This window comes from Kribbella sp. WER1 (assembly GCF_054189145.1).
This window is the reverse complement of sequence record NZ_CM135186.1, coordinates 2,847,752-2,867,621: the sequence shown is the minus strand read 5'-3', so window position 1 is coordinate 2,867,621 and position 19,870 is coordinate 2,847,752. Positions and strand designations below refer to the sequence as shown.

General features: G+C 69.7%; 13 protein-coding genes. 12 read left to right on the top strand and 1 reads right to left on the bottom strand.

Annotated elements, in window-relative coordinates; translation table 11 throughout:
* The first annotated feature begins 12 nt into the window (after positions 1-12).
* Positions 13-4,875, top strand: a complete 4,863-nt coding sequence (locus ACXJJ3_RS13970) for an NAD-glutamate dehydrogenase (RefSeq protein WP_458170453.1) — start codon at positions 13-15, stop codon at positions 4,873-4,875.
* Between the two features lie 82 nt (positions 4,876-4,957).
* On the opposite strand, the gene ACXJJ3_RS13965 is transcribed toward ACXJJ3_RS13970, so the two are convergent.
* Positions 4,958-5,692 carry a GntR family transcriptional regulator gene (locus ACXJJ3_RS13965; protein ID WP_458170452.1) on the bottom strand — a complete coding sequence of 245 codons (735 nt, stop codon included), beginning with the start codon at positions 5,690-5,692 and terminating at the stop codon, positions 4,958-4,960.
* A 131-nt stretch (positions 5,693-5,823) separates the two neighbouring features.
* Here ACXJJ3_RS13965 and ACXJJ3_RS13960 point away from each other — a divergent pair, with 131 nt between their 5' ends.
* The 11 genes from ACXJJ3_RS13960 to ACXJJ3_RS13910 all read left to right on the top strand — a co-directional run bounded on the left by ACXJJ3_RS13960 (position 5,824) and on the right by ACXJJ3_RS13910 (position 19,862).
* On the top strand, positions 5,824-6,810 hold the full coding sequence (locus tag ACXJJ3_RS13960) for a Gfo/Idh/MocA family protein (RefSeq protein ID WP_458170451.1): 987 nt from the start codon (positions 5,824-5,826) through the stop codon (positions 6,808-6,810).
* 13 nt (positions 6,811-6,823) lie between these two features.
* Positions 6,824-7,702: a sugar phosphate isomerase/epimerase family protein gene (locus ACXJJ3_RS13955; RefSeq protein ID WP_458170450.1), complete on the top strand. Its 879-nt coding sequence runs from the start codon at positions 6,824-6,826 to the stop codon at positions 7,700-7,702.
* Positions 7,703-7,760: 58 nt separating this feature from the next.
* The gene (gene iolC, locus ACXJJ3_RS13950) at positions 7,761-8,714 is read left to right on the top strand and encodes a 5-dehydro-2-deoxygluconokinase (protein ID WP_458170449.1); all 954 of its coding nucleotides are present in this window, start codon (positions 7,761-7,763) and stop codon (positions 8,712-8,714) included.
* A gap of 2,489 nt (positions 8,715-11,203) precedes the next feature.
* Positions 11,204-12,097, top strand: a complete 894-nt coding sequence (locus tag ACXJJ3_RS13945; protein ID WP_458171887.1) for a Cgl0159 family (beta/alpha)8-fold protein — start codon at positions 11,204-11,206, stop codon at positions 12,095-12,097.
* 43 nt (positions 12,098-12,140) lie between these two features.
* The gene (iolB, locus tag ACXJJ3_RS13940; RefSeq protein ID WP_458170448.1) at positions 12,141-13,034 is read left to right on the top strand and encodes a 5-deoxy-glucuronate isomerase; all 894 of its coding nucleotides are present in this window, start codon (positions 12,141-12,143) and stop codon (positions 13,032-13,034) included.
* Positions 13,031-14,938, top strand: coding sequence for a 3D-(3,5/4)-trihydroxycyclohexane-1,2-dione acylhydrolase (decyclizing) (iolD, locus tag ACXJJ3_RS13935; RefSeq protein ID WP_458170447.1), 1,908 nt, complete (start codon positions 13,031-13,033; stop codon positions 14,936-14,938). Before iolB ends, iolD begins: the two co-directional genes overlap by 4 nt.
* Positions 14,938-15,825 (top strand): TIM barrel protein, encoded by an 888-nt coding sequence (locus ACXJJ3_RS13930; RefSeq protein WP_458170446.1) that lies wholly within the window; start codon positions 14,938-14,940, stop codon positions 15,823-15,825. The genes iolD and ACXJJ3_RS13930 overlap by 1 nt, the downstream gene beginning before the upstream one ends.
* A gap of 65 nt (positions 15,826-15,890) precedes the next feature.
* Positions 15,891-16,886 carry a sugar ABC transporter substrate-binding protein gene (locus tag ACXJJ3_RS13925; protein WP_458170445.1) on the top strand — a complete coding sequence of 332 codons (996 nt, stop codon included), beginning with the start codon at positions 15,891-15,893 and terminating at the stop codon, positions 16,884-16,886.
* Between the two features lie 9 nt (positions 16,887-16,895).
* On the top strand, positions 16,896-17,942 hold the full coding sequence (locus ACXJJ3_RS13920; RefSeq protein ID WP_458170444.1) for an ABC transporter permease: 1,047 nt from the start codon (positions 16,896-16,898) through the stop codon (positions 17,940-17,942).
* Complete coding sequence (locus tag ACXJJ3_RS13915) at positions 17,939-18,796, top strand: ATP-binding cassette domain-containing protein (protein WP_458170443.1); 858 nt, start codon at positions 17,939-17,941, stop codon at positions 18,794-18,796. The genes ACXJJ3_RS13920 and ACXJJ3_RS13915 overlap by 4 nt, the downstream gene beginning before the upstream one ends.
* Positions 18,789-19,862, top strand: coding sequence for a Gfo/Idh/MocA family protein (locus ACXJJ3_RS13910; RefSeq protein ID WP_458170442.1), 1,074 nt, complete (start codon positions 18,789-18,791; stop codon positions 19,860-19,862). The genes ACXJJ3_RS13915 and ACXJJ3_RS13910 overlap by 8 nt, the downstream gene beginning before the upstream one ends.
* Positions 19,863-19,870 lie beyond the last annotated feature (8 nt).

The following is a 19,870-nucleotide window of genomic DNA, read 5'->3' as shown; positions in this document are numbered from 1 at the left end:
AGACGGTGGGGAATGCAGAGCAAGCTGGACGTCCTGAAGGCCGATGTGATCGCGAAGGCGGTGGCCACGGGGACCCATGGGCACGACAAAGTGGTCGACCCGGTCAAGCTGAAGACCTTCCTCGAGCAGTACTACCGGCACGTCGCCGCCGAGGACGTCGCCGAGCGGCAGCCGAACGACTGCCTGGGGGCCGCGCGGCACCATTACAAGTCGGCCATGTCCCGGCCGCAGGGCACCGCGAAGGTGCACGTGTTCACCCCGACCCCGGAGGAGTACGGCTGGTCCGCGGACGGCCGCACCGTGGTCGAGATCGTGGTCGACGACATGCCGTTCCTGGTCGACACCGCGTCGATGGTGATCACCGAGCGGAACCTCGAGCTGCAGCTGCTGATCCACCCGCAGTTCGTGGTCCGGCGCGACGTCGCCGGCACGCTGCAGGAGGTCCTGGACGACACCACCGCCGCGGACGAGCACGACCTGGTCCGCGAGAGCTGGATGCACCTGGAGATCGAGCGGATCGCCGACGTCGCGGAGCACCGCGCGCTCGAGCAGGGGCTGCTCAAGGTGCTGAACGACGTCCGCGAGGCCGTCGAGGACTGGCCGAAGATGCACGAGAAGGCGGTCAGCATCGCGGCCGGCCTGCACGCCGCGGACCTGCCGGTGCCGGAGAGCGAGGTGGAGGAGGCGCGCGAGCTGCTGGAGTGGCTGGCCGACGAGCACTTCACCTTCCTCGGCTACCGCGAGTACGACTTCACCATGGAGGGCGACCAGGGCATCCTGCGCGGCACGCCCGGGACGGGCCTCGGCATCCTCCGGCCGGACCCGAAGCCGGGCTCCGGCAAGCTCCCGCCCGAGGTGAGCGCCAAGGCGCGCGAGCGCAAGCTGATGATCCTCACCAAGGCGAACTCGCGCTCCACCGTGCACCGCTCGACCTACCTGGACTACGTCGGCATCAAGGAGTTCGACGCGAACGGCGACCCGGTCCGCGAGTGCCGGTTCATCGGGCTGCTGTCGTCGACGGCGTACACCGAGAGCGTCATGCAGGTGCCGGTGCTGCGGCGCAAGGCGCTGGAGCTGTTCCGGCTGACCGGCTTCGACCCGAACAGCCACAGCGGCAAGGGCCTGCTCGACGTCCTGGAGACCTACCCGCGCGACGAGCTGCTGCAGGCGCCCGTCGAGGACCTGCTGCCGATCGTGCAGTCCGTCCTGCACCTGCAGGAGCGGCGCGCGGTCAAGCTGTTCATCCGCCGCGACGTCTACAACCGGTACCTGTCCTGCCTGGTGTACCTGCCGCGGGACCGCTACACCACGGCGGTCCGGCTGCGCATGCAGCAGATCCTCAAGGACGCCATCGGCGCCGAGAGCGTCACGTACGCGGCGTACGTCACCGAGTCCGTGCTGGCCCGCGTGCACTTCGTCGTCCGGATGAAGCAGGGCGAGACGGTCGGCGAGTTCGACGCGGACACCCTGGAGCAGCAGGTCGTCGAGGCGACCCGGGCCTGGGAGGACGACTTCACCGCGGCGCTGCACGCGCAGGGCGGCGACGTCGCGGTCACCAAGCTCCTCCGGCGGTACTCCGACGCGTTCCCGGAGGCGTACAAGGAAGACTTCGACGCGCGCGTCGCGGTCAACGACGCCCACGTTCTCGACGGGCTGCCCGCGGAGAACGGGCTGGCCATGTCGCTGTACAGCCCGATCGAGGAGGAGTGGGAGGGCGAGCGCCGCTTCAAGGTGTACCGCACCGGGTCGGCGCTGTCGCTGTCGCACGTCCTGCCGCACCTGTCCGCGATGGGCGTCGAGGTCGTCGACGAACGCCCGTACGAGATCCGTCGCGCCGACGGGAGCATGGCCTACATCTACGATTTCGGGCTGCGGGCGCCGGAAGACAGCGAGGAGCGCGAGGAACTGCGCGCGCTGTTCTCCGACACGTTCCAGGCGGTCTGGGAGGGCCGGGCCGAGTCCGATCGGCTGAACGCGCTCGTCCTGCGCGGCAGCCTCAGCTGGCGGCAGGTGTCGATCCTGCGCGCCTACCAGCGGTACATGCGCCAGGGCGGTACGCCGTTCAGCCAGGACTACATCGAGAACACCTTCCTGAACCACGTGGACGTCGCGAGCCTCCTGGTGCAGCTGTTCGAGACCAGCTTCGACCCGGCCCGCGGTGCGGCCGACGACCCGGACCGGACGATGCGGACGGATCAGCTGGAGAAGGAGATCCTGGCCGCGCTGGACACGGTGCAGAGCCTGGACGAGGACCGGATCCTGCGGTCGTACCTGACCGTGATGAAGGCAACCCTGCGGACGAACTACTACCAGCCGGGTCCGGACGGGCAGCCGCGGTCGTATATCTCGCTGAAGCTGGAGCCGAAGGCGATCCCGGACCTGCCGCAGCCGCGGCCGGCGTACGAGATCTTCGTCTACTCGCCGCAGGTCGAAGGTGTGCACCTGCGGTTCGGTGCGGTCGCCCGCGGCGGCCTGCGCTGGTCGGACCGGCGCGAGGACTTCCGGACCGAGGTGCTCGGCCTGGTCAAGGCGCAGATGGTGAAGAACTCGGTGATCGTGCCGGTCGGCGCGAAGGGCGGGTTCTACGCCAAGCAGTTGCCGGATCCGTCGGTCGACCGGGACGCCTGGCTGGCCGAGGGCATCGCGTCGTACAAGACGTTCATCTCCGGGCTGCTGGACATCACCGACAACATCGTTGCCGGTGACATCGTTCCGCCTGCTTCCGTGGTCCGGTACGACGGGGACGACGCCTACCTGGTGGTCGCCGCGGACAAGGGCACGGCGACGTTCTCCGACATCGCGAACGGGGTCGCGAAGGACTACGGGTTCTGGCTGGGCGACGCGTTCGCGTCCGGCGGCTCGGTCGGGTACGACCACAAGGCGATGGGGATCACCGCCCGCGGCGCCTGGGAGTCCGTCAAGCGGCACTTCCGCGAGATGGGCCACGACTGCCAGCACGAGGACTTCACCGTCGTCGGCGTCGGCGACATGTCCGGTGACGTGTTCGGCAACGGGATGCTGCTGTCCGAGCACATCCGGCTGGTCGCCGCCTTCGACCACCGGCACATCTTCCTGGACCCGGCGCCGGAGGCTGCGGCTTCCTTCGCCGAGCGCCGGCGGCTGTTCGACCTGCCACGGTCGTCGTGGGCCGACTACGACGCGTCGCTGATCTCGACCGGCGGCGGGGTGTACCCGCGGACCGACAAGGCGATCCCGATCTCCGCGCAGGTTCGGGAAGTGCTCGGGATCGAGAGCGGTTCGCCGACGCTGACGCCGACCGAGCTGATGAACGCGATCCTGAAGGCGCCGGTCGACCTGTTCTGGAACGGCGGCATCGGCACCTACGTGAAGTCGTCGAACGAGACGAACGCGGACGTCGGTGACAAGGCCAACGACGCGATCCGGGTCAACGGCGCCGACCTGCGCGCCCGGGCCGTCGGCGAGGGCGGCAACCTCGGCTGCACCCAGCTCGGCCGGATCGAGTACGCCGCGCGCGGCGGCCGGATCAACACCGACTTCATCGATAACGTGGCCGGCGTGGACACCTCCGACCACGAGGTGAACATCAAGGTCCTGCTGGACAAGGTGGTCGCGGACGGCGACCTGACCGAGAAGCAGCGCAACGACATCATCGCGTCGATGACCGACGAGGTCGGCGCGCTGGTGCTGAAGAGCAACTACCGGCAGAACATCGCGCTCGCCAACGCGACCGCGCAGGCGCCGGCGTTGCTGCACGTCCACCAGGACTGGGTGCGGCGGCTGGAGCGCCAGGGGCTGCTCGACCGGCAGCTGGAGTTCCTGCCGAGCATCCCGGAGTTCAAGCGCCGCAAGGCCGAGGGCCGCGGGCTGACGTCGCCGGAGCTGTCGGTGCTGATCGCGTACACCAAGATCGTGATGGAAGCCGAGCTGCTCAAGACGTCGCTGCCGGACGACCCGTTCCTGAAGCACAAGCTCGCCAGCTACTTCCCGAAGGCGATCCAGGAACGGTTCGCGGACCAGATCCAGAGCCACCAGCTGCGCCGCGAGATCATCACCACGCAGGTCGTGAACGAGTTCGTGAACACGTCCGGCATCACGGCGTACCACCGGCTCTCGCTGGAGACCGGCGGCAACGAGGAGGACGTGGTCCGCGCGAACCTCGCGGCCTCGCGGATCTTCTCGCAGCCCGAACTGCTCGCGGCGAATGCCGAGCTCGACAACGTGGTCGACGCCGAGACGCAGACCGGGATGCGGCTGGAGACCCGCACGCTGGTCGAACGCGCGACCCGCTGGCTGGTGTCGAACCGGCGGCCTCCGGTGGACATCGAGGAGCTGATCGAGTACTTCGGTCCCGGCATCGCGAAGCTGACCGCGGCGCTGCCCGAGGTGCTGCGCGGCCGGGAGCTGGCGCTGTTCGAGCAACGCCGGGAAGCCCTGGTGCAGAAGGGGGTCGCGGAGGACTTCGCGACCCGGATCGCGGTGCTGCCGCCGGCGTACGCCGGTCTCGGCATCGTCGAGACCGCGTCCACCGACGACCTCGACATCCTCGAGGTCGCCAAGGTGCACTTCGCGCTCGGCGAACGCCTGCAACTCGGCCGCTTCCTCGAACGCATCATCGGCCTGCCCCGCACCGACCGCTGGCAGACGATGGCCCGCGCCGCCCTCCGCGACGACCTGCACTCGGTCCACGCCCGCCTCACCCGCCAGGTCCTCGCCACCACCGACGCCGCCGCCGAACCCGAGGACCGCGTCATCACCTGGCAGGACCGCAACGCCGCAGCCCTCTCCCGAGCCGCCACCATGCTCGAGGAAATCGTAGAAATCGAAGGTCCCGAACTGGCCCACCTCTCAGTAGGCCTCCGCCTGGTCCGCACGTTGCTGGCGAACCAGGCTTAGAGGCCGTCCGAGCACCCCGTGCCTACTGCGGGGCGCTCGGCACGGCACCTCCTCGCTACGGGGCGGGGTGCTCGGACGCCCTCTAGCGTTCGGAGACGACGACGTCGACGGAGTACTGGTCGGCTCGGTAGCAGTGGCTGCCGTATTCGACCGGGGTTCCGTCGGCGGCGTAGGCGGCGCGGGTCATCGTGACCAGGGGTTCGGCCTTGGACATGTGCAGGGTGCGGCGTTCCTCGGCGGTCGCGTTGCGGGCGCCGATCCGCTGCCGGGCGACCGTCGGGCGGATGCCGCGGGCGCGGAGGACGGCGTACAGGCCGTCGTTGGTGAGGTCATCGAGGGAGAGGTCGTCGAGGGCCGGGGGCAACCAGTTGCGGAGGATCGCGAGCGGCAGGTCGTCGGCGTACCGGAGCCGGACGATCGAGACCAGCGGGGTGCCGGGCGGGAGTTCGAGGACGGCGGCGGCGCGGTCGTCCTGCGCCTTGGTGTCCAGCGCGAGTACTTCGGTGTGCGGCGTCCGGCCCTCGCGGACGAGGTCGTCGTACAGGCTGGTCAGCTCGGCCTTGCGGTGCACCATCTGGTTCGCGACCGTGGTGCCGATGCCGCGGCGGCGGACCAGCAGGCCCTGGTTGACCAGCTCGGAGATCGCCCGGCGGACGGTTGGCCGGGACAGGCTCAGCCGGTCCGACATGCCGATCTCGTTCTCGAACGGGTCGCCCGGGCGCAGCCGGCCGTCCGTGATGGCGGCGGTCAGCTGCTCGGCCAGCTGGTGGTACAACGGCACCGGGCTGCTCCGATCGAGCTGGATCGGGACGTTCATGGGCGGATGCTACCTGGTCATGTCTGTACGTGAGAATGTGTTAACAAAGTATTGACACCCCCGCCACGGGCCCGGAAGGCTGACAGCCAGCGCGCCGCCGGGGCGCGCGCTGACGCGAGAGGGCTGTGCCGATGCGGATCGGGTTGGTCGGGGTCGGGCGGATCGGGGCGTTCCATGCCGCGACGCTGAAGGGTTTGCCGGCGGTGGATCAGGTGGTCGTCGCCGACGCGGACCCCGCCCGCGCCGAGGCGGTCGCGAAGGAACTGGGCGTGTTGTCGGCCCCCGACGTACCGGCGCTGCTGGCCTCGGAGCTGGACGGGTTCGTGATCGCGGCCGCGACGTCCGCGCACGCGTCCCTGATCGAGGCGGGGCTGGCGGCCGGGGTGCCGACGTTCTGCGAGAAGCCGGTCGCGCTGGACCTGGCGGAGACGTCGCGGGTGGTGGAGTTGGTCGAGGCGTCGACGGTGCCGGTACACATCGGTTTCCAGCGCCGGTTCGACGCCGGCTACCAGGCGGCGCGGGCCGCCGTCGCGTCCGGTGAACTCGGCTTCGTGCATCACATCCGGGCGAACACGAACGACGCGTTCCCGCCGCACCAGGACTACATCCCGCAGAGCGGCGGCTTCTTCCGCGACTGCACGGTGCACGACTTCGACATCATCCGGTACGTCACCGGCCGCGAGGTGGTCAGCGTCTACGCGACCGGCGCGAACCGCGGCGAGACATTCTTCGGTGAGTACGGCGACGTCGACTCGGCCGCGGCGCTGCTGACCCTCGACGACAGCACGTTCGTCGCGGTCAGCGGGACCCGGTACAACGGCGCCGGGCACGACGTACGGATGGAGCTCCACGGCAGCCTCGGCTCGCTCGCCGTCGGCCTCGACGCGCACACCGCGCTGCGCTCGGCCGAACCGGGCGTCGCGTTCCCCGAGGGGCCGCCGCACATGACGTTCATGGACCGGTTCCAGCCCGCGTACGTCGCCGAGCTGACCGCGTTCACCGAGGTCGTCGCCGGGACCCGCGAGGTACCGTGCACGGTCCGCGACGCGCTCGCCGCGTCCCGGATCGCCGACGCCTGCGAGCTGTCCCGCCACGAAAACCGCATCGTCACGCTCTGAGGGGCCTGTTCACATGACCGAAATTGCTGCCCGGATCGCCGGCGCCCCGATCTCCTGGGGCGTCTGCGAGGTGCCGGGATGGGGTTGGCAGTACGACGCCGCGACCGTGCTCGCCGAGATGCGTGAGGCCGGGCTCGCCGCGACCGAGTTCGGCCCGGACGGGTTCCTGCCCGACGACCCGTCCGACAAGGCCAAGACCCTCGCGGACGTCGGACTGCGCGCGGTCGGCGGGTTCGTTCCCGTCGTACTGCACGAAGGCGATCCTTCGGACGAGGTGCTGCGCGCGCTGGACGGGTTCGTGGCGGCCGGCGCCGGGACGCTGGTGCTCGCCGCGGCGACGGGCCAGGACGGGTACGACGACCGGCCGGTGCTCGACGCCGCCGGGTGGAGCACCTTGCTCGCGAACCTCGACAAGCTGTCCGCCCTCGCGGCCTCGCGCGGTGTCCTGGCGACGATCCACCCGCATGTCGGGACGATGGTCGAGAACGCGGACGACGTCGCGCGGGTACTGGAAGGGTCGTCGATCGGGCTCACCCTCGACACCGGCCACCTGCTGATCGGCGGGGTCGACCCGGTCGCGCTCGCGGTCGACAACGCCGCGCGGATCCGGCACACCCACCTGAAGGACGTCGACGCCGCGTGGGCCGCCCGGGTGCAGGCGGGCGAGGTCACGTACACGGACGCCGTACGGGCCGGTCTCTATCGGCCGTTGGGCTTGGGCGACATCGACATCACCACGATCGTCAGCACGCTCGAGAAGTCCGGGTACGGCGGCTGGTACGTCCTCGAACAGGACACGATCCTGCAGGACCGCCCGACCGGCGAGGGCCCGCTCGCCGACGTCCGCGCCAGCATCGCCCATCTGCACGAGATCGCGGCGACGGTCCGATGACACTGCGTGGTTGCGGGGGATGCGGGGTACCGACGGACCGGCGGGATGGGAAGGTCTGATGGTGGACGACGTACAGCTGGACGTACTGACGATCGGGCGGATCGGGGTCGACCTCTACCCGCTGCAGCTCGGGACGCACCTGGAGGATGTGACCTCGTTCGGGAAGTTCCTCGGCGGGAGCGCGACCAACGTCGCCGTCGCCGCGGCCCGCCACGGCCGGAAATCGGCGGTGATCAGCCGCACCGGCAACGACCCGTTCGGCACCTTCATCCACCGCACCCTCGGCGAGCTCGGCGTCGACGATCGCTTCGTCAGCCCCGTCGACGACCTGCCGACCCCGATCACGTTCTGCGAGATCTTCCCGCCGGACAACTTCCCGCTGTACTTCTACCGCTTCCCCAAAGCCCCCGACCTCGTCATCAACCCCTCCGAGCTGGACCTGGACGCGATCCGCGACGCCCGCATCTACTGGTCCACCGTCACCGGCCTCTCCGCCGAACCCTCGCGCTCGTCGCACTTCGCCGCCTGGGAAGCCCGCGGCCGCAAACCGCTGACCGTGCTGGACCTCGACTACCGCCCGATGTTCTGGGCGGACCCTTCGGAGGCGCACGAGCAGGTCTCGCGAGCCCTGGAGCACTGCACAGTTGCCGTCGGCAACCGCGAGGAGTGCGAGGTCGCCGTCGGCGAAACCGACCCCGACAAGGCCGCCCAGGCCCTCCTCGACCGCGGCCTCGACCTGGCCGTCGTCAAGCAGGGTCCCCGCGGCACCCTCGCCCGCACCCGCGACGAACGCGTCGAAGTCCCGCCGTACCCCGTCGAGGTGGTCAACGGCCTGGGCGCCGGCGACGGCTTCGGCGGCGCCCTCTGCCACGGCCTCCTATCCGGCTGGCCCCTCGAAAAGATCATCCGCTTCGCCAACACCGCCGGCGCCCTCGTAGCCGGCCGCCTCGAATGCTCCACCGCCATGCCCACAACCGAAGAAGTCCTCACCCACCTCGGACCCCAAGCATGACCCCCGACAACGAGAACTCCCCCTCCACCCCCCAAGACCCGCGCGTGGAAGGCGAGCCAACCAACAACCAGCCAGCCGAAGGCCAACGACCGGAAGGTCGGCCCACCGGAGCCCGGCCCACCCACGACCGGCCCACCCATGACCGATCCACCGACGACCGGTACTCCGAGGAAGCCCGCCCCATCCCCATCCGCCGCCCCACCCAACACCCGGACACCACCATCCCCACCGAAGACCCGGACGCCACCGTCCTCACCCCCACCACCAGCGACCCCACGGTCCTGACCCCCCGCACCCCCGCCCCCGACGACCCAACCGTCATCACCCCACCCCAACCGCAAGGCACCTGGTGGGTAGCCCCCACCGACTACCCCCAATACCCCAACCCCTCCGCCGACGCACCGGCCGCGTCACACCGCACTCCCCACACGGCTTCCCAGACGCCGCCCGCCGAAATGCCCCGCACCGCGGGTCCAGGCGACGGAGCATCTGCCGACATGGGTCCCCGCGGCGCAGCACATGGTGGTGCGAGCACGCGCGGCGCAGCGTCTGGTGCCGGCCCGCGCGATGCAGCATCTGGTGCTGTTGGTCCGCGTGGCTCGGCGCCGGGTGACGTGGGTCCGCGTGGTGCGGCGTCTGGTGACGTGAGGGCTGGAGGTGCGTCGGCGGGTGATGTGGCTCGTGGGGCGGCGTCTGGTGAGGCGGGTGGTCGTGGGGTGGCGCGGGATGACGTGGCTCGTGGTGTTGGTGTGGATGAGCAGGGCGGGCGGGCTGTCGGGGCGAATGATCCGACGGTGGTTGCGCGGCGGCCGCATGACTTGAGTGCGGGGGCGTATGCCGGGTCGAACGAGCCGACTGTGATCGTGCCGCGGGCCGACGCGGCCGGCGTGGAGCAGTCCGGCAACTCTGGTGTGCCGGGGCCTGACGATCCGACGGTGATTTCGGATTCGACCGACGCGAATGTTGGCGTGAACGACCCGACTGTCGTAGGACGCCGTCCTGATGCTGTCGGACCGGACGACGCGACGGTTCTGATCAGCGCGAGCCCCGATGGTCAGACAACCGTCATAGGAAGTCTCAACCTGCCTGCTGATCCGCCTGCTGCGAGCGGCGCCCGTTCGCAGCAGGCGCCTGCTGGTGAGGCTGCGGGCGACGAAGCTCGAGCCAACCGCGCTCCGCAGGACGAGCAGCCCGGCCGTGAACAGACGGCTCGTGGCGGGCAGACGTCCGACGGTGGGCGCTCGATGGGGGACGAGGAGACGGCGCCGGGGCAGCTGGCGGCGAGTGGAGCGCTGCCTGCAGCTGAGTCGTCCTCCGCGAGTGGTGGACTGTCAGGTACGTCGGGTGCTCCGCTCGGGCATCAGCTGAGTGGGCAAACCGTACGCGGTCCTCAACAGGCAAACATCTCCACCCGCCGCCCGCCCCAAGCCACGCAACCCCAGGCACAACAGCCCGAGGCGCAACAACCCCAGCCGGAACAGCCCCAGCCGGAGCAGCCTCGGGCAGGACAGCCGCTGGTGGAGCAGTCCGGCGCAGAGCAGCTCGCCGTGGGACGGTCCTCGGTGCAACAACTCCAGCCGGAGCAGCCTCGGGCGGAGGGGTCCCGGGCGGAGGAGCCTCGGGCAGAACAGCCTCAGGTGGAGCAGTCCAGCGCAGAGCAGGCTGCCGTGGGACGGTCCTCGGCAGAACAGTCTGCCGTGGAACGGGCTTCGGCAGGACAGTTCTCGGTGGAGCAGGACTCGGTAGGACAGCTCGCGGGTGAACAGGGCTCGGGAGGAGAGCTCTCGGCGGAGACGCTTTCGGGGGAGCAGTTCGACGCTGGTGCTTCGTTGGCCGAGCAGGCGCGGGGCCAGCAAGGGGTTGGTGAGCAGGTCGACGAGCGGGGTGGGGCTGATCGGGGCGAGGGCGGTCGGGGTGAGCGGTCGCCTGGCGGTGGTCAGCAGGAGGATGCGGCGGGTGTTCAGAGCGCTGGGCTGACGGGTGCTGTTGCTGGAGTGGGTGCTGGGTTGGGCGCGCCGGGTGAGCGTGTGGGTGATGGGGAGGAGTCGCCGGCGAGTGGGGCGCGCGGGGATGGTTCGGGAGATCTGGAGCGGGCCGTGGGTCCGCGGGACGGTGCTGGAGACGGCATGCGTGCTGGGGCTGCTGTGAACGCCGGTGATGGCTCGCAGGAGGCAGATGGGGCCGGAGTTGTCTTGGGGATGGCCGGAGCGGATGAAGCTGGTACGTCCGCGGTCGCCGGGGCAGGTGCTTCCGGTGGTGCTGCAGGAGGTGTGGGGGGAGCTGCAGCAGGAGTGGTTGCAGGTCCAGTTGCCACAGGTGCAATTGCCGCGGGTGTTGTTGCTGCGGAGGGCCGAGCAGTTGCAGGTGGCGAGGGTGCGCAGGGTGGTGGTGCAGAGTCGGCCGGTGGTGCAGAGGTTGTGGGTGATGAGGCGGTGTGGGGGGACTCGGCTGAGGGTGGGCGTGGGGTTGGGTTGCGGGGTGGGTGGGATCTGGTTGCGGGGCGGGTTCGGGAGTTGACGGAGGTTCGGGTTCGGGAGCCGGGGCGGGTGGCTGAGGGGTGGTTGCGGCGGCGGACTCGGGCGTTGGTGGGGGAGGACGGACGGCTTTTGATTGTGGCTGCGGATCATCCGGCGCGGGGGGCGTTGGGGGTTCGGGGCGAGCGGATGGCCATGGGGAGCCGGGTGGAGTTGGTGGCTCGGTTGGTGGTCGCGTTGCAGCGGCCGGGGGTGGACGGGGTACTGGCTACGCCTGATGTGCTCGAGGATCTGTTGCTGCTCGGGGCGTTGGAGGGCAAGGTCGTCATCGGGTCGATGAACCGGGGCGGGCTGCAGGGGTCGGCGTTCGAGTTGGACGATCGGTTCACGGCGTACCGGACGGCTGCGGAGATCGCGGGGCGGCGGCTCGACGGCGGGAAGATGCTGACCCGGATCGATCTGGCGGATCCGGGGACCGTGGCGACGTTGGAGAGCAGTGCCGCGGCGGTGACCGGGCTGGCCGAGCACAAGTTGATGGCGATGGTCGAGCCGTTCTGGTCGACACGGGGTGAGGACGGGCGGGTGACGAACCTGCTCGATCCGGACTCGGTGATCAAGTCGATCCAGATCGCGTCGGGGCTCGGTGCGACGAGTGCCTACACGTGGCTCAAGCTGCCGGTCGTCGACGAACTCGAGCGGGTGATGGAGGCAACGACCCTGCCGACGCTGCTGCTCGGCGGTGACCCGACCGCGGCCCCGGAGGCGACGTACGCCTCGTGGGGCAAGGCGCTCGAGCTGCCGTCGGTGCGTGGGCTCGTGGTGGGGCGGGCCTTGCTGTTCCCGCCGGACGGCGATGTGGCCGCGGCGGTCGACCACGCGGCTGCGCTGGTGCACGGCAGCACCACATGACCGGCCCCCGGGCGCTCGGGGTTTCCGACGAAGGGCGATTGGGATGACTGAATGGGTTCGGCCGGCCGGTACGGCGGTGGGCGACGGGTACGACGTGGTGGTACGGCCCGGTGAGCCGGACTGGCATCACAGCGGCCTGCTGGTACGGACGTTGCTGCCCGGGCAGTCGGTGGAGATCGACACCGGGGACTGCGAGTACATCGTGCTGCCGCTCAGCGGGTCCGCGGAGGTGATCGTGGACGGCGAATCCGTCCCGCTCGGCGGCCGGGCGGACGTGTTCGCCGGTACGACGGATCTCGCGTACGTACCGCGGAACTCGACGTTCGCCGTGGTCAGCGCCGGTGGGGCGCGGATCGCGTTCCCGCACGCGAAGGCGGCGGCGGACCACCCGTTCCGTCGGGTCGCCGCGGACGAGGTGGAGACCGAGCTGCGCGGCGCCGGCGTCGCGTCCCGCCAGGTGCGGAACTTCGGTACGCCGGGGGTGCTCGACGCGGACTCGATCATCGCCTGCGAGGTGATCACGCCGGCCGGCAACTGGTCGTCCTACCCGCCGCACAAGCACGACGAGCACCGGCCGGGGAAGGAGAGCGAGCTCGAGGAGATCTACTACTTCGAGCTGCAGCTGTCCGACGACGTCCCGGAAGGTGTCAAGGGCAACGATCCGATCGGCTACCAGCGGGTCTACGGCACCGAGGAGCGGCCGATCGACGTCCTCGCCGAGGTCCGGACCGGCGACGTCGTGCTGGTCCCGCACGGGTGGCACGGCCCGGCGATGGCGCCGCCCGGCTACGACATGTACTACCTGAACGTGATGGCCGGACCCGGCACGGAACGCCGGTGGCTGATCACCGACGACCCGCAGCATGCGTGGGTCCGCGAGTTGTGGAATGCGCAACATATCGATCCTCGGTTGCCTTTTGGAGGGAAAGACTCATGACGGTGCGTCTCACGGTCGCGCAGGCCCTGGTGCGATTCCTGAGCGTCCAGTACTCGGAGCGGGACGGGGTACGGCAGCGGCTGATCGCGGGGAGCCTCGGGATCTTCGGTCACGGCAACGTGGCCGGGGTCGGCCAGGCGTTGCTGCAGTCCGAACTCCAGGACCCGAAGGCGCTGCCGTACATCCTGGCCCGTAACGAGCAGGCGATGGTGCATACGGCGGCGGCCTTCGCCCGGACCCGCGACCGGCTCCAGACCTACGCCTGCACGGCAAGCGTCGGTCCGGGCTCGACCAACATGGTGACCGGCGCGGCCCTGGCCACGATCAACCGGCTGCCGGTGCTGATCCTCCCTTCGGACGTGTTCGCGACCCGGGTGGCGACACCCGTGCTGCAGGAGCTGGAGAGCTTCGGCGCCGGTGACGTGTCGGTCAACGACGCCTTCCGCCCGGTGTCGAAGTACTTCGACCGGGTGTGGCGGCCGGAGCAGTTGCCGTCGGCGCTGATGAACGCGATGCGTGTGCTCACCGATCCGGTCGAGACCGGGGCGGTGACGCTGGCGCTGCCGCAGGACGTGCAGGCCGAGGCCTACGACTGGCCGGACGAGCTCTTCGCGGAGCGCACCTGGTACGTCGCACGCCCCTTGCCGGAGGCATCAATTGTCGACAAGGCGGTAGATCTCCTCCGGTCTGCGCAGCGGCCGCTGATCGTGGCCGGCGGCGGCGTGCACTACTCGGGCGCCGAGGACGCACTGCGGGACTTCGCCGAGCGGACCGGGATCCCGGTGGCGGAAACCCAAGCGGGTAAGGGATCGCTGAGCTACGATCACCCGCAGTCGGTGGGCGCGGTGGGGTCGACCGGGACCACGGCAGCCAACGCGCTGGCCCGGGACGCCGACCTGGTGATCGGGATCGGCACCCGCTACAGCGACTTCACGTCGGCGTCGCGGACCGCGTTCCAGCATCCGCAGGTCAAGTTCCTGAACATCAACGTGGCGCGTTTCGACAGCACTAAGCATGCCGGCCTCCCGGTGGTGGCCGATGCGCGGGAAGCCCTTGTGGCGTTGGGATCCGCGCTCGGCGAGTGGTCTGTTGGCGCCAAGTACACCGCGGAAACCCAGGAACTCACCAGGAACTGGAACGGAACTGTCGACGCAGTTTTCCGGCCCTCGGCCGACCGGCAGGCGGCCGAAGGGCTGCTCACCCAGGGCGAGGTGATCGGCACCGTCAACGAATTGTCGGCGGCGTCTGATGTGGTGGTCTGCGCGGCCGGGTCGATGCCCGGCGACCTCCACAAACTGTGGCGGACGCGCGATCCGAAGGGATACCACGTCGAATATGGCTTCTCCTGCATGGGATACGAGATCGCCGGTGGACTCGGTGTCCGGCTCGGCGCCCCGGACCGCGACGTGTTCGTGCTGGTCGGCGACGGGTCGTACCTGATGATGTCCAGCGAGCTGGCCACCGCGGTCCAGGAGAACATCAAGATCATCGTGGTCCTCGTGCAGAACCACGGGTTCGCGTCGATCGGCGCGCTGTCGGAGTCGCTCGGCTCGCAGCGGTTCGGTACGGCGTACCGCAAGCGCACCGGCGACGGCCGGCTGGACGGCGACTACCTGCCGATCGACCTGGCCGCAAACGTGCGCAGCTTCGGCGTCGACGTGATCGACGTGCACAGCCGGACCGAGCTGGAGCAGGCGGTCCGCACCGCGAAGGCGGCCACCGGGCCGATCGCGATCCACGTCACCACCGATCCGCTGATCGGCGGGCCGGACAGCGACTCCTGGTGGGACGTCCCGGTCAGCGAGGTATCGGAGCTGCGGACGACGCAGGACGCCGCGGCGTCGTACGAGGAGAGCAAGAAGGCGCAGCGTCCGTACCTTTCGCCGGCGGACGGAGTCAACTGATGGTCACCATCGGTACGGCGCCGGACTCCTGGGGTGTCTGGTTCGCCGACGACCCACAGCAGACGCCGTGGACGCGGTTTCTCGACGAGGTCGTTGCCGCCGGCTACACCCGGATCGAGCTCGGGCCGTACGGGTACCTCCCGACCGACCCGGTCCGGTTGAAGGACGAGCTGGACCGGCGCGGCCTGACCATGACCGCGGGGACCACCTTCGAGCAGCTGCACCGCCCGGACGGCTGGGAGTCGACCTGGCGTGACGTCGCGAAGACGGCCGAGCTGACCGCGGCGATGGGGGCGAAGCACCTGGTCGTGATGCCGTCGATGTGGCGCGGTGACAACGGCGAGATCGTCGAGGAACGGCTCGACCACGAAGGTCAGGCGAAGCACGGCCGGGCGGTGACCGAGCTGGGCCGAAGGCTGACCGAGGAGTTCGGGCTGCGGACCCAGTACCACCCGCACGCGGACGGGCACGTCGACACGCAGGACACCGTCGAGCGCTTCCTCGCCGAGACCGACCCCGCGTACGTGAACCTGTGCCTCGACACCGGCCACATCAGCTATTGCGGCGGCGACAATCTCGAGCTGATCCGGAAGTACCCGGACCGGATCGGCTACGTGCACCTGAAGCAGGTGGATCCGGACGTCCTCGCCGCGGTGGAGGCCGAGGGCCTGAGCGTCGACGAAGCGGTACGGCGGGGCGTGTTCCGCGAGCCGCCGGACGGCGTACCGGAGCTGCCGCCGGTGCTGGAAGCGCTTGCCGGGCTGGACGCCGACGTGTTCGCGATCGTCGAGCAGGACATGTACCCGTGCGCCCCCGACGTACCGCTGCCGATCGCCGAGCGGACGCTCGCGTATCTGAGGTCACACGGAGGTGGCGAATCGAACTGAAGGCCGCGGGAGTGTGACACTCTCGGGTCCCACGCAAGAAACACCCGAAAGGCTGGTACCAACTCATGGTTCGGTGGCAGAAGAAGGCGGTCGCCACGGTCGCGGCCGTCGCGCTTGCCGCGGCGCTGGCCGCATGCAGCTCCTCCGGCGGCAAGCAGAAGGAGCAGAGCTCCGGCGGCAGCGGTGGCAGCGTCGCCGACACGCCGCGGATGAAGGTTGCCCTGATCACTCATTCGGGCCCCGGCGACACCTTCTGGGACATCGTCCGGCGCGGCGCCGAGGCGGCCGCGAAGAAGGACAACATCGAGTTGCAGTACTCCGCCGACCCGGACGGCGCGGCCCAGGCGAACCTGGTGCAGACCGCGATCGACTCGAAGGTCGACGGCATCGCGGTCACGCTGAACAAGCCCGACGCGGTGATCCCGAACGTCAAGAAGGCGATCGCGGCCGGTATCCCGGTGACGATCCTGAACGGCGGGCTCGACCAGTGGAAGACCACCGGCGCGCTCGGGTACTTCGGCCAGGACGAGCGGATCGCCGGGCAGGCCACCGGTGAGAAGCTCAAGGAGCTCGGCGCGAAGAAGGTGCTCTGCGTGATCCACGAGCAGGGCAACGTCAGCCTGGAGGCGCGCTGCCAGGGCATCAAGGACAAGTTCGGCAACGTCGAGAACGTGAACGTCAACGGCACCGACCAGCCCGGTACCCAGGCGACGCTGACCTCGAAGCTGCAGGCCGACAAGTCCGTCGACTACGTGGTCGCGCTGAACGCCGGCATCGCCCTGACCACTGTGCAGGCGGTCAAGGACGCGGGTTCCTCGGCGAAGGTCGGCAGCTTCGACATGAGCAAGGAGATGGCCAAGGCGGTCCAGGACGGCACCGTGCAGTTCGCCGTCGACCAGCAGCCGTACCTGCAGGGCTACCTCGCGGTCGACGCGATCTGGCTCTACAAGACCAACGGCAACACCATCGGCGGTGGCCAGGCGACGCTGACCGGACCGGCGTTCATCGACAAGTCGAACATCGCCACGGTGCTGAAGTTCGCCGAGGCCGGGACCCGCTGAGGTAGCGCCATGGCATCGACCATCACCTCGCCCACTTCGGCGGACGACCGCGTCTCGGCCCGGTCGCTTGGTGCCCGGCTGCTCAGCCGGCCGGAGATCGGATCGCTTGTCGGCGCGGCCGTGATCCTGGTGTTCTTCCTGATCGCGGCGCCGCCGTTCCGTGACATCGACAACACCGGCACGATCCTCTACCAGGCGGCGCTGATCGGTGTGATGGCGGTGCCGGTGTCGCTGCTGATGATCGGCGGCGAGTTCGACCTGTCGGCCGGCGTCGCGGTGACGACGTCCGGCCTGACCGCGGGCATCTTCGCCTACCAGTTCAGCCTGAACGTGTGGGTCGGCGTGGTCGTCGCGCTGGCGCTCTCGCTGGCGATCGGCGCGTTCAACGGCTGGCTGCTGATGCGGACCGGACTGCCCAGTTTCCTGGTGTCGCTGGGCACGTTCTTCATCCTGCAGGGCCTGAACATCGCGGTCACCCGGCTCACCTCCGGCGCCGTCGCGTCGAACTCGATCAGCGACATGGACGGGTTCGGCGCGGCGAAGGCGATCTTCGCGTCCGAGTTCAAGCTCGGCGGCATCACGGTGAAGATCATCGTGGTCTGGTGGATCGTGTTCGTCGCGATCGCCGCCTGGGTGCTGCTCAAGACGCAGATCGGCAACTGGATCTTCGCGGTCGGCGGCGACGCGGCGGCCGCGCGGGCGGTCGGCGTACCGGTGAAGAAGGTCAAGATCGGCCTGTTCATGGCGGTCGGGTTCTTCGCGTGGTTCACCGGCATGCAGCTGCTTTTCGTGCAGAACGGCGTCGTCCAGTCCGGTGAGGGCGTCGGCAAGGAGTTCCTGTACATCATCGCCGCGGTCGTCGGCGGCTGCCTGCTGACCGGCGGCTACGGCTCCGTCGTCGGCGGCGCGGTCGGCGCGCTGATCTTCGGCATGGTCCAGCTAGGGGTGGTGTACGCCGGCTGGAACCCGGACTGGTTCAAGGCGTTCCTCGGCGTCATGTTGCTGCTGGCAACGATTGTGAACCTGGTCGTGAAGAACCGGGCGGAGGCGCGATGACCACCACGGAACCGTTCGCGGACGACGCGGCGACCAGCCCGAACACGCCGATCGTGCTGCTCGAGGACGTCGGCAAGAGCTACGGCAACATCCACGCGCTGCGCGGGGTGTCGCTGGCGGTCCGGCAGGGCGAGATCACCTGCGTGCTGGGCGACAACGGCGCGGGCAAGTCGACGCTGATCAAGATCATCGCCGGCCTGCACGACTACACCTCCGGGCGGATGTCGGTGCACGGGCAGGAGCGGCACTTCTCGTCGCCGCGGGAGTCGCTGGACGCCGGGATCGCGACCGTCTACCAGGACCTCGCGCTGGCGCCGCTGATGTCGGTCTGGCGGAACTTCTTCCTCGGCAACGAGATCGCCAAGGGCCCGTTCCGCCAGCTCGACGCGGCGGCGATGAAGCGGATCGCCCAGGACGAGCTGATCAAGATGGGCATCTCGATCCCGGACCTCGAGCAGCCGGTCGGGAAGCTGTCCGGCGGCCAGCGGCAGTGCGTCGCGATCGCCCGCGCGATCCACTTCGGCGCGAAGGTGCTGATCCTGGACGAGCCGACCGCGGCGCTCGGGGTGAACCAGTCGGGTGTGGTGCTGAAGTACGTCGTGAAGGCCCGCGACGCGGGCATCGGGGTCATCTTCATCACCCACAACCCGCACCACGCGTACTTGGTCGGCAACCACTTCGTGGTGCTGAAGCTCGGCCGGGTGGCGCTGGACACGCACCGGTCGGAGATCACGCTGGAGCAGCTGACCACCGAGATGGCCGGCGGTTCCGAGCTGGAGGCCTTGAGCCACGAGCTGCGGGAGATCGATCCTGGAGTGGTCGTGGACGAACCACAGGGGAGGGACGATGAGTGACCTGAGGGTCGGCGTCGTCGGCGTCGGGGTGATGGGCGCCGACCATGCCGAGCGCGTCGCGCGGAAGACGTCGGGCGCCCGGCTGGTTGCGGTGTCCGACGCCGATCAGGGCCGGGCCGAGGCGCTGGCCGCCCGGTTGACGGAGGGCCTGGGTGGCGAGCCGGGGAGTACGGCGCGGCACTCGGGCGGTCCGGCGTACGGCGACGACGTCCGGGTGGTGGAGGATCCGCTGGAGCTGATCGCCGCCGACGATGTCGACGCGGTGATCCTCGCCTCGCCGGGGTCCGTGCACGCCGAGCAACTGTTCGCGTGCCTGGACCACGGGAAGCCCGTGCTCTGTGAGAAGCCGCTGACGATGGACGCGGCGTCGTCGCTGCAGGTGGTCGAGGCCGAACACAAGCTCGGCCGGCAGCTGATCCAGGTCGGGTTCATGCGCCGGTTCGACCCGGAGTACGCCGCGTTGAAGCAGCTGCTCGACTCGGGGGACCTCGGGCGGACGCTGCTGCTGCACAACGTGCACCGGAACAAGACCTCCGTGCCGTCGTTCCGCAGCGAGATGATCGTCCGCGACTCGATGGTGCACGAGGTGGACGTCGCCCGCTGGCTGTTCGGCGCCGAGATCACCCGGATCACCGTGCACACGCCGAAGCCGACGAGCCTGGTCGCGGACGGCGTACTCGATCCGCAGCTGGCCGTGTTCGAGCTGGCGAACGGTGCGATCGCCGACGTCGAGGTGTTCGTGAACTTCCAGGTCGGGTACGAGGTCCGGTGCGAGGCGGTCGCCGAGCGCGGCAGCGCGACCATCGGGCTCGGCTCCGGCGTGTTCACCCGGGCCGGTGAGCAGTGGGGCGGCGCGATGCCGGCCGACTTCCGGATCCGGTTCGAGCAGGCGTACGACCTCGAGGTCCAGCGCTGGGTCGACGCCACCCGGCGCGGCGAGATCGACGGGCCGGGCGCCTGGGACGGGTACGCCGCGGCGGCCGTCTGTGAGGCCGGGCTGGCGTCGCTGAGCAACGGCACACCGGTCGACGTCGCGCTCGCCGACCGCGGCAAGGTCCTCGGATGACATCGGAA

What these genes read in the sequence shown, in the direction of transcription:
- iolC (WP_458170449.1), top strand. Translation starts at nt 7,761, where the DNA reads ATGGTGGACGACGTACAGCTGGACGTACTGACGATCGGGCGGATCGGG.
- ACXJJ3_RS13915 (WP_458170443.1), top strand. Translation starts at nt 17,939, where the DNA reads ATGACCACCACGGAACCGTTCGCGGACGACGCGGCGACCAGCCCGAAC.
- ACXJJ3_RS13955 (WP_458170450.1), top strand. Translation starts at nt 6,824, where the DNA reads ATGACCGAAATTGCTGCCCGGATCGCCGGCGCCCCGATCTCCTGGGGC.
- ACXJJ3_RS13960 (WP_458170451.1), top strand. Translation starts at nt 5,824, where the DNA reads ATGCGGATCGGGTTGGTCGGGGTCGGGCGGATCGGGGCGTTCCATGCC.
- ACXJJ3_RS13965 (WP_458170452.1), bottom strand. Translation starts at nt 5,692, where the DNA reads ATGAACGTCCCGATCCAGCTCGATCGGAGCAGCCCGGTGCCGTTGTAC.
- ACXJJ3_RS13910 (WP_458170442.1), top strand. Translation starts at nt 18,789, where the DNA reads ATGAGTGACCTGAGGGTCGGCGTCGTCGGCGTCGGGGTGATGGGCGCC.
- ACXJJ3_RS13930 (WP_458170446.1), top strand. Translation starts at nt 14,938, where the DNA reads ATGGTCACCATCGGTACGGCGCCGGACTCCTGGGGTGTCTGGTTCGCC.
- ACXJJ3_RS13920 (WP_458170444.1), top strand. Translation starts at nt 16,896, where the DNA reads ATGGCATCGACCATCACCTCGCCCACTTCGGCGGACGACCGCGTCTCG.
- ACXJJ3_RS13970 (WP_458170453.1), top strand. Translation starts at nt 13, where the DNA reads ATGCAGAGCAAGCTGGACGTCCTGAAGGCCGATGTGATCGCGAAGGCG.
- iolB (WP_458170448.1), top strand. Translation starts at nt 12,141, where the DNA reads ATGACTGAATGGGTTCGGCCGGCCGGTACGGCGGTGGGCGACGGGTAC.
- iolD (WP_458170447.1), top strand. Translation starts at nt 13,031, where the DNA reads ATGACGGTGCGTCTCACGGTCGCGCAGGCCCTGGTGCGATTCCTGAGC.
- ACXJJ3_RS13925 (WP_458170445.1), top strand. Translation starts at nt 15,891, where the DNA reads ATGGTTCGGTGGCAGAAGAAGGCGGTCGCCACGGTCGCGGCCGTCGCG.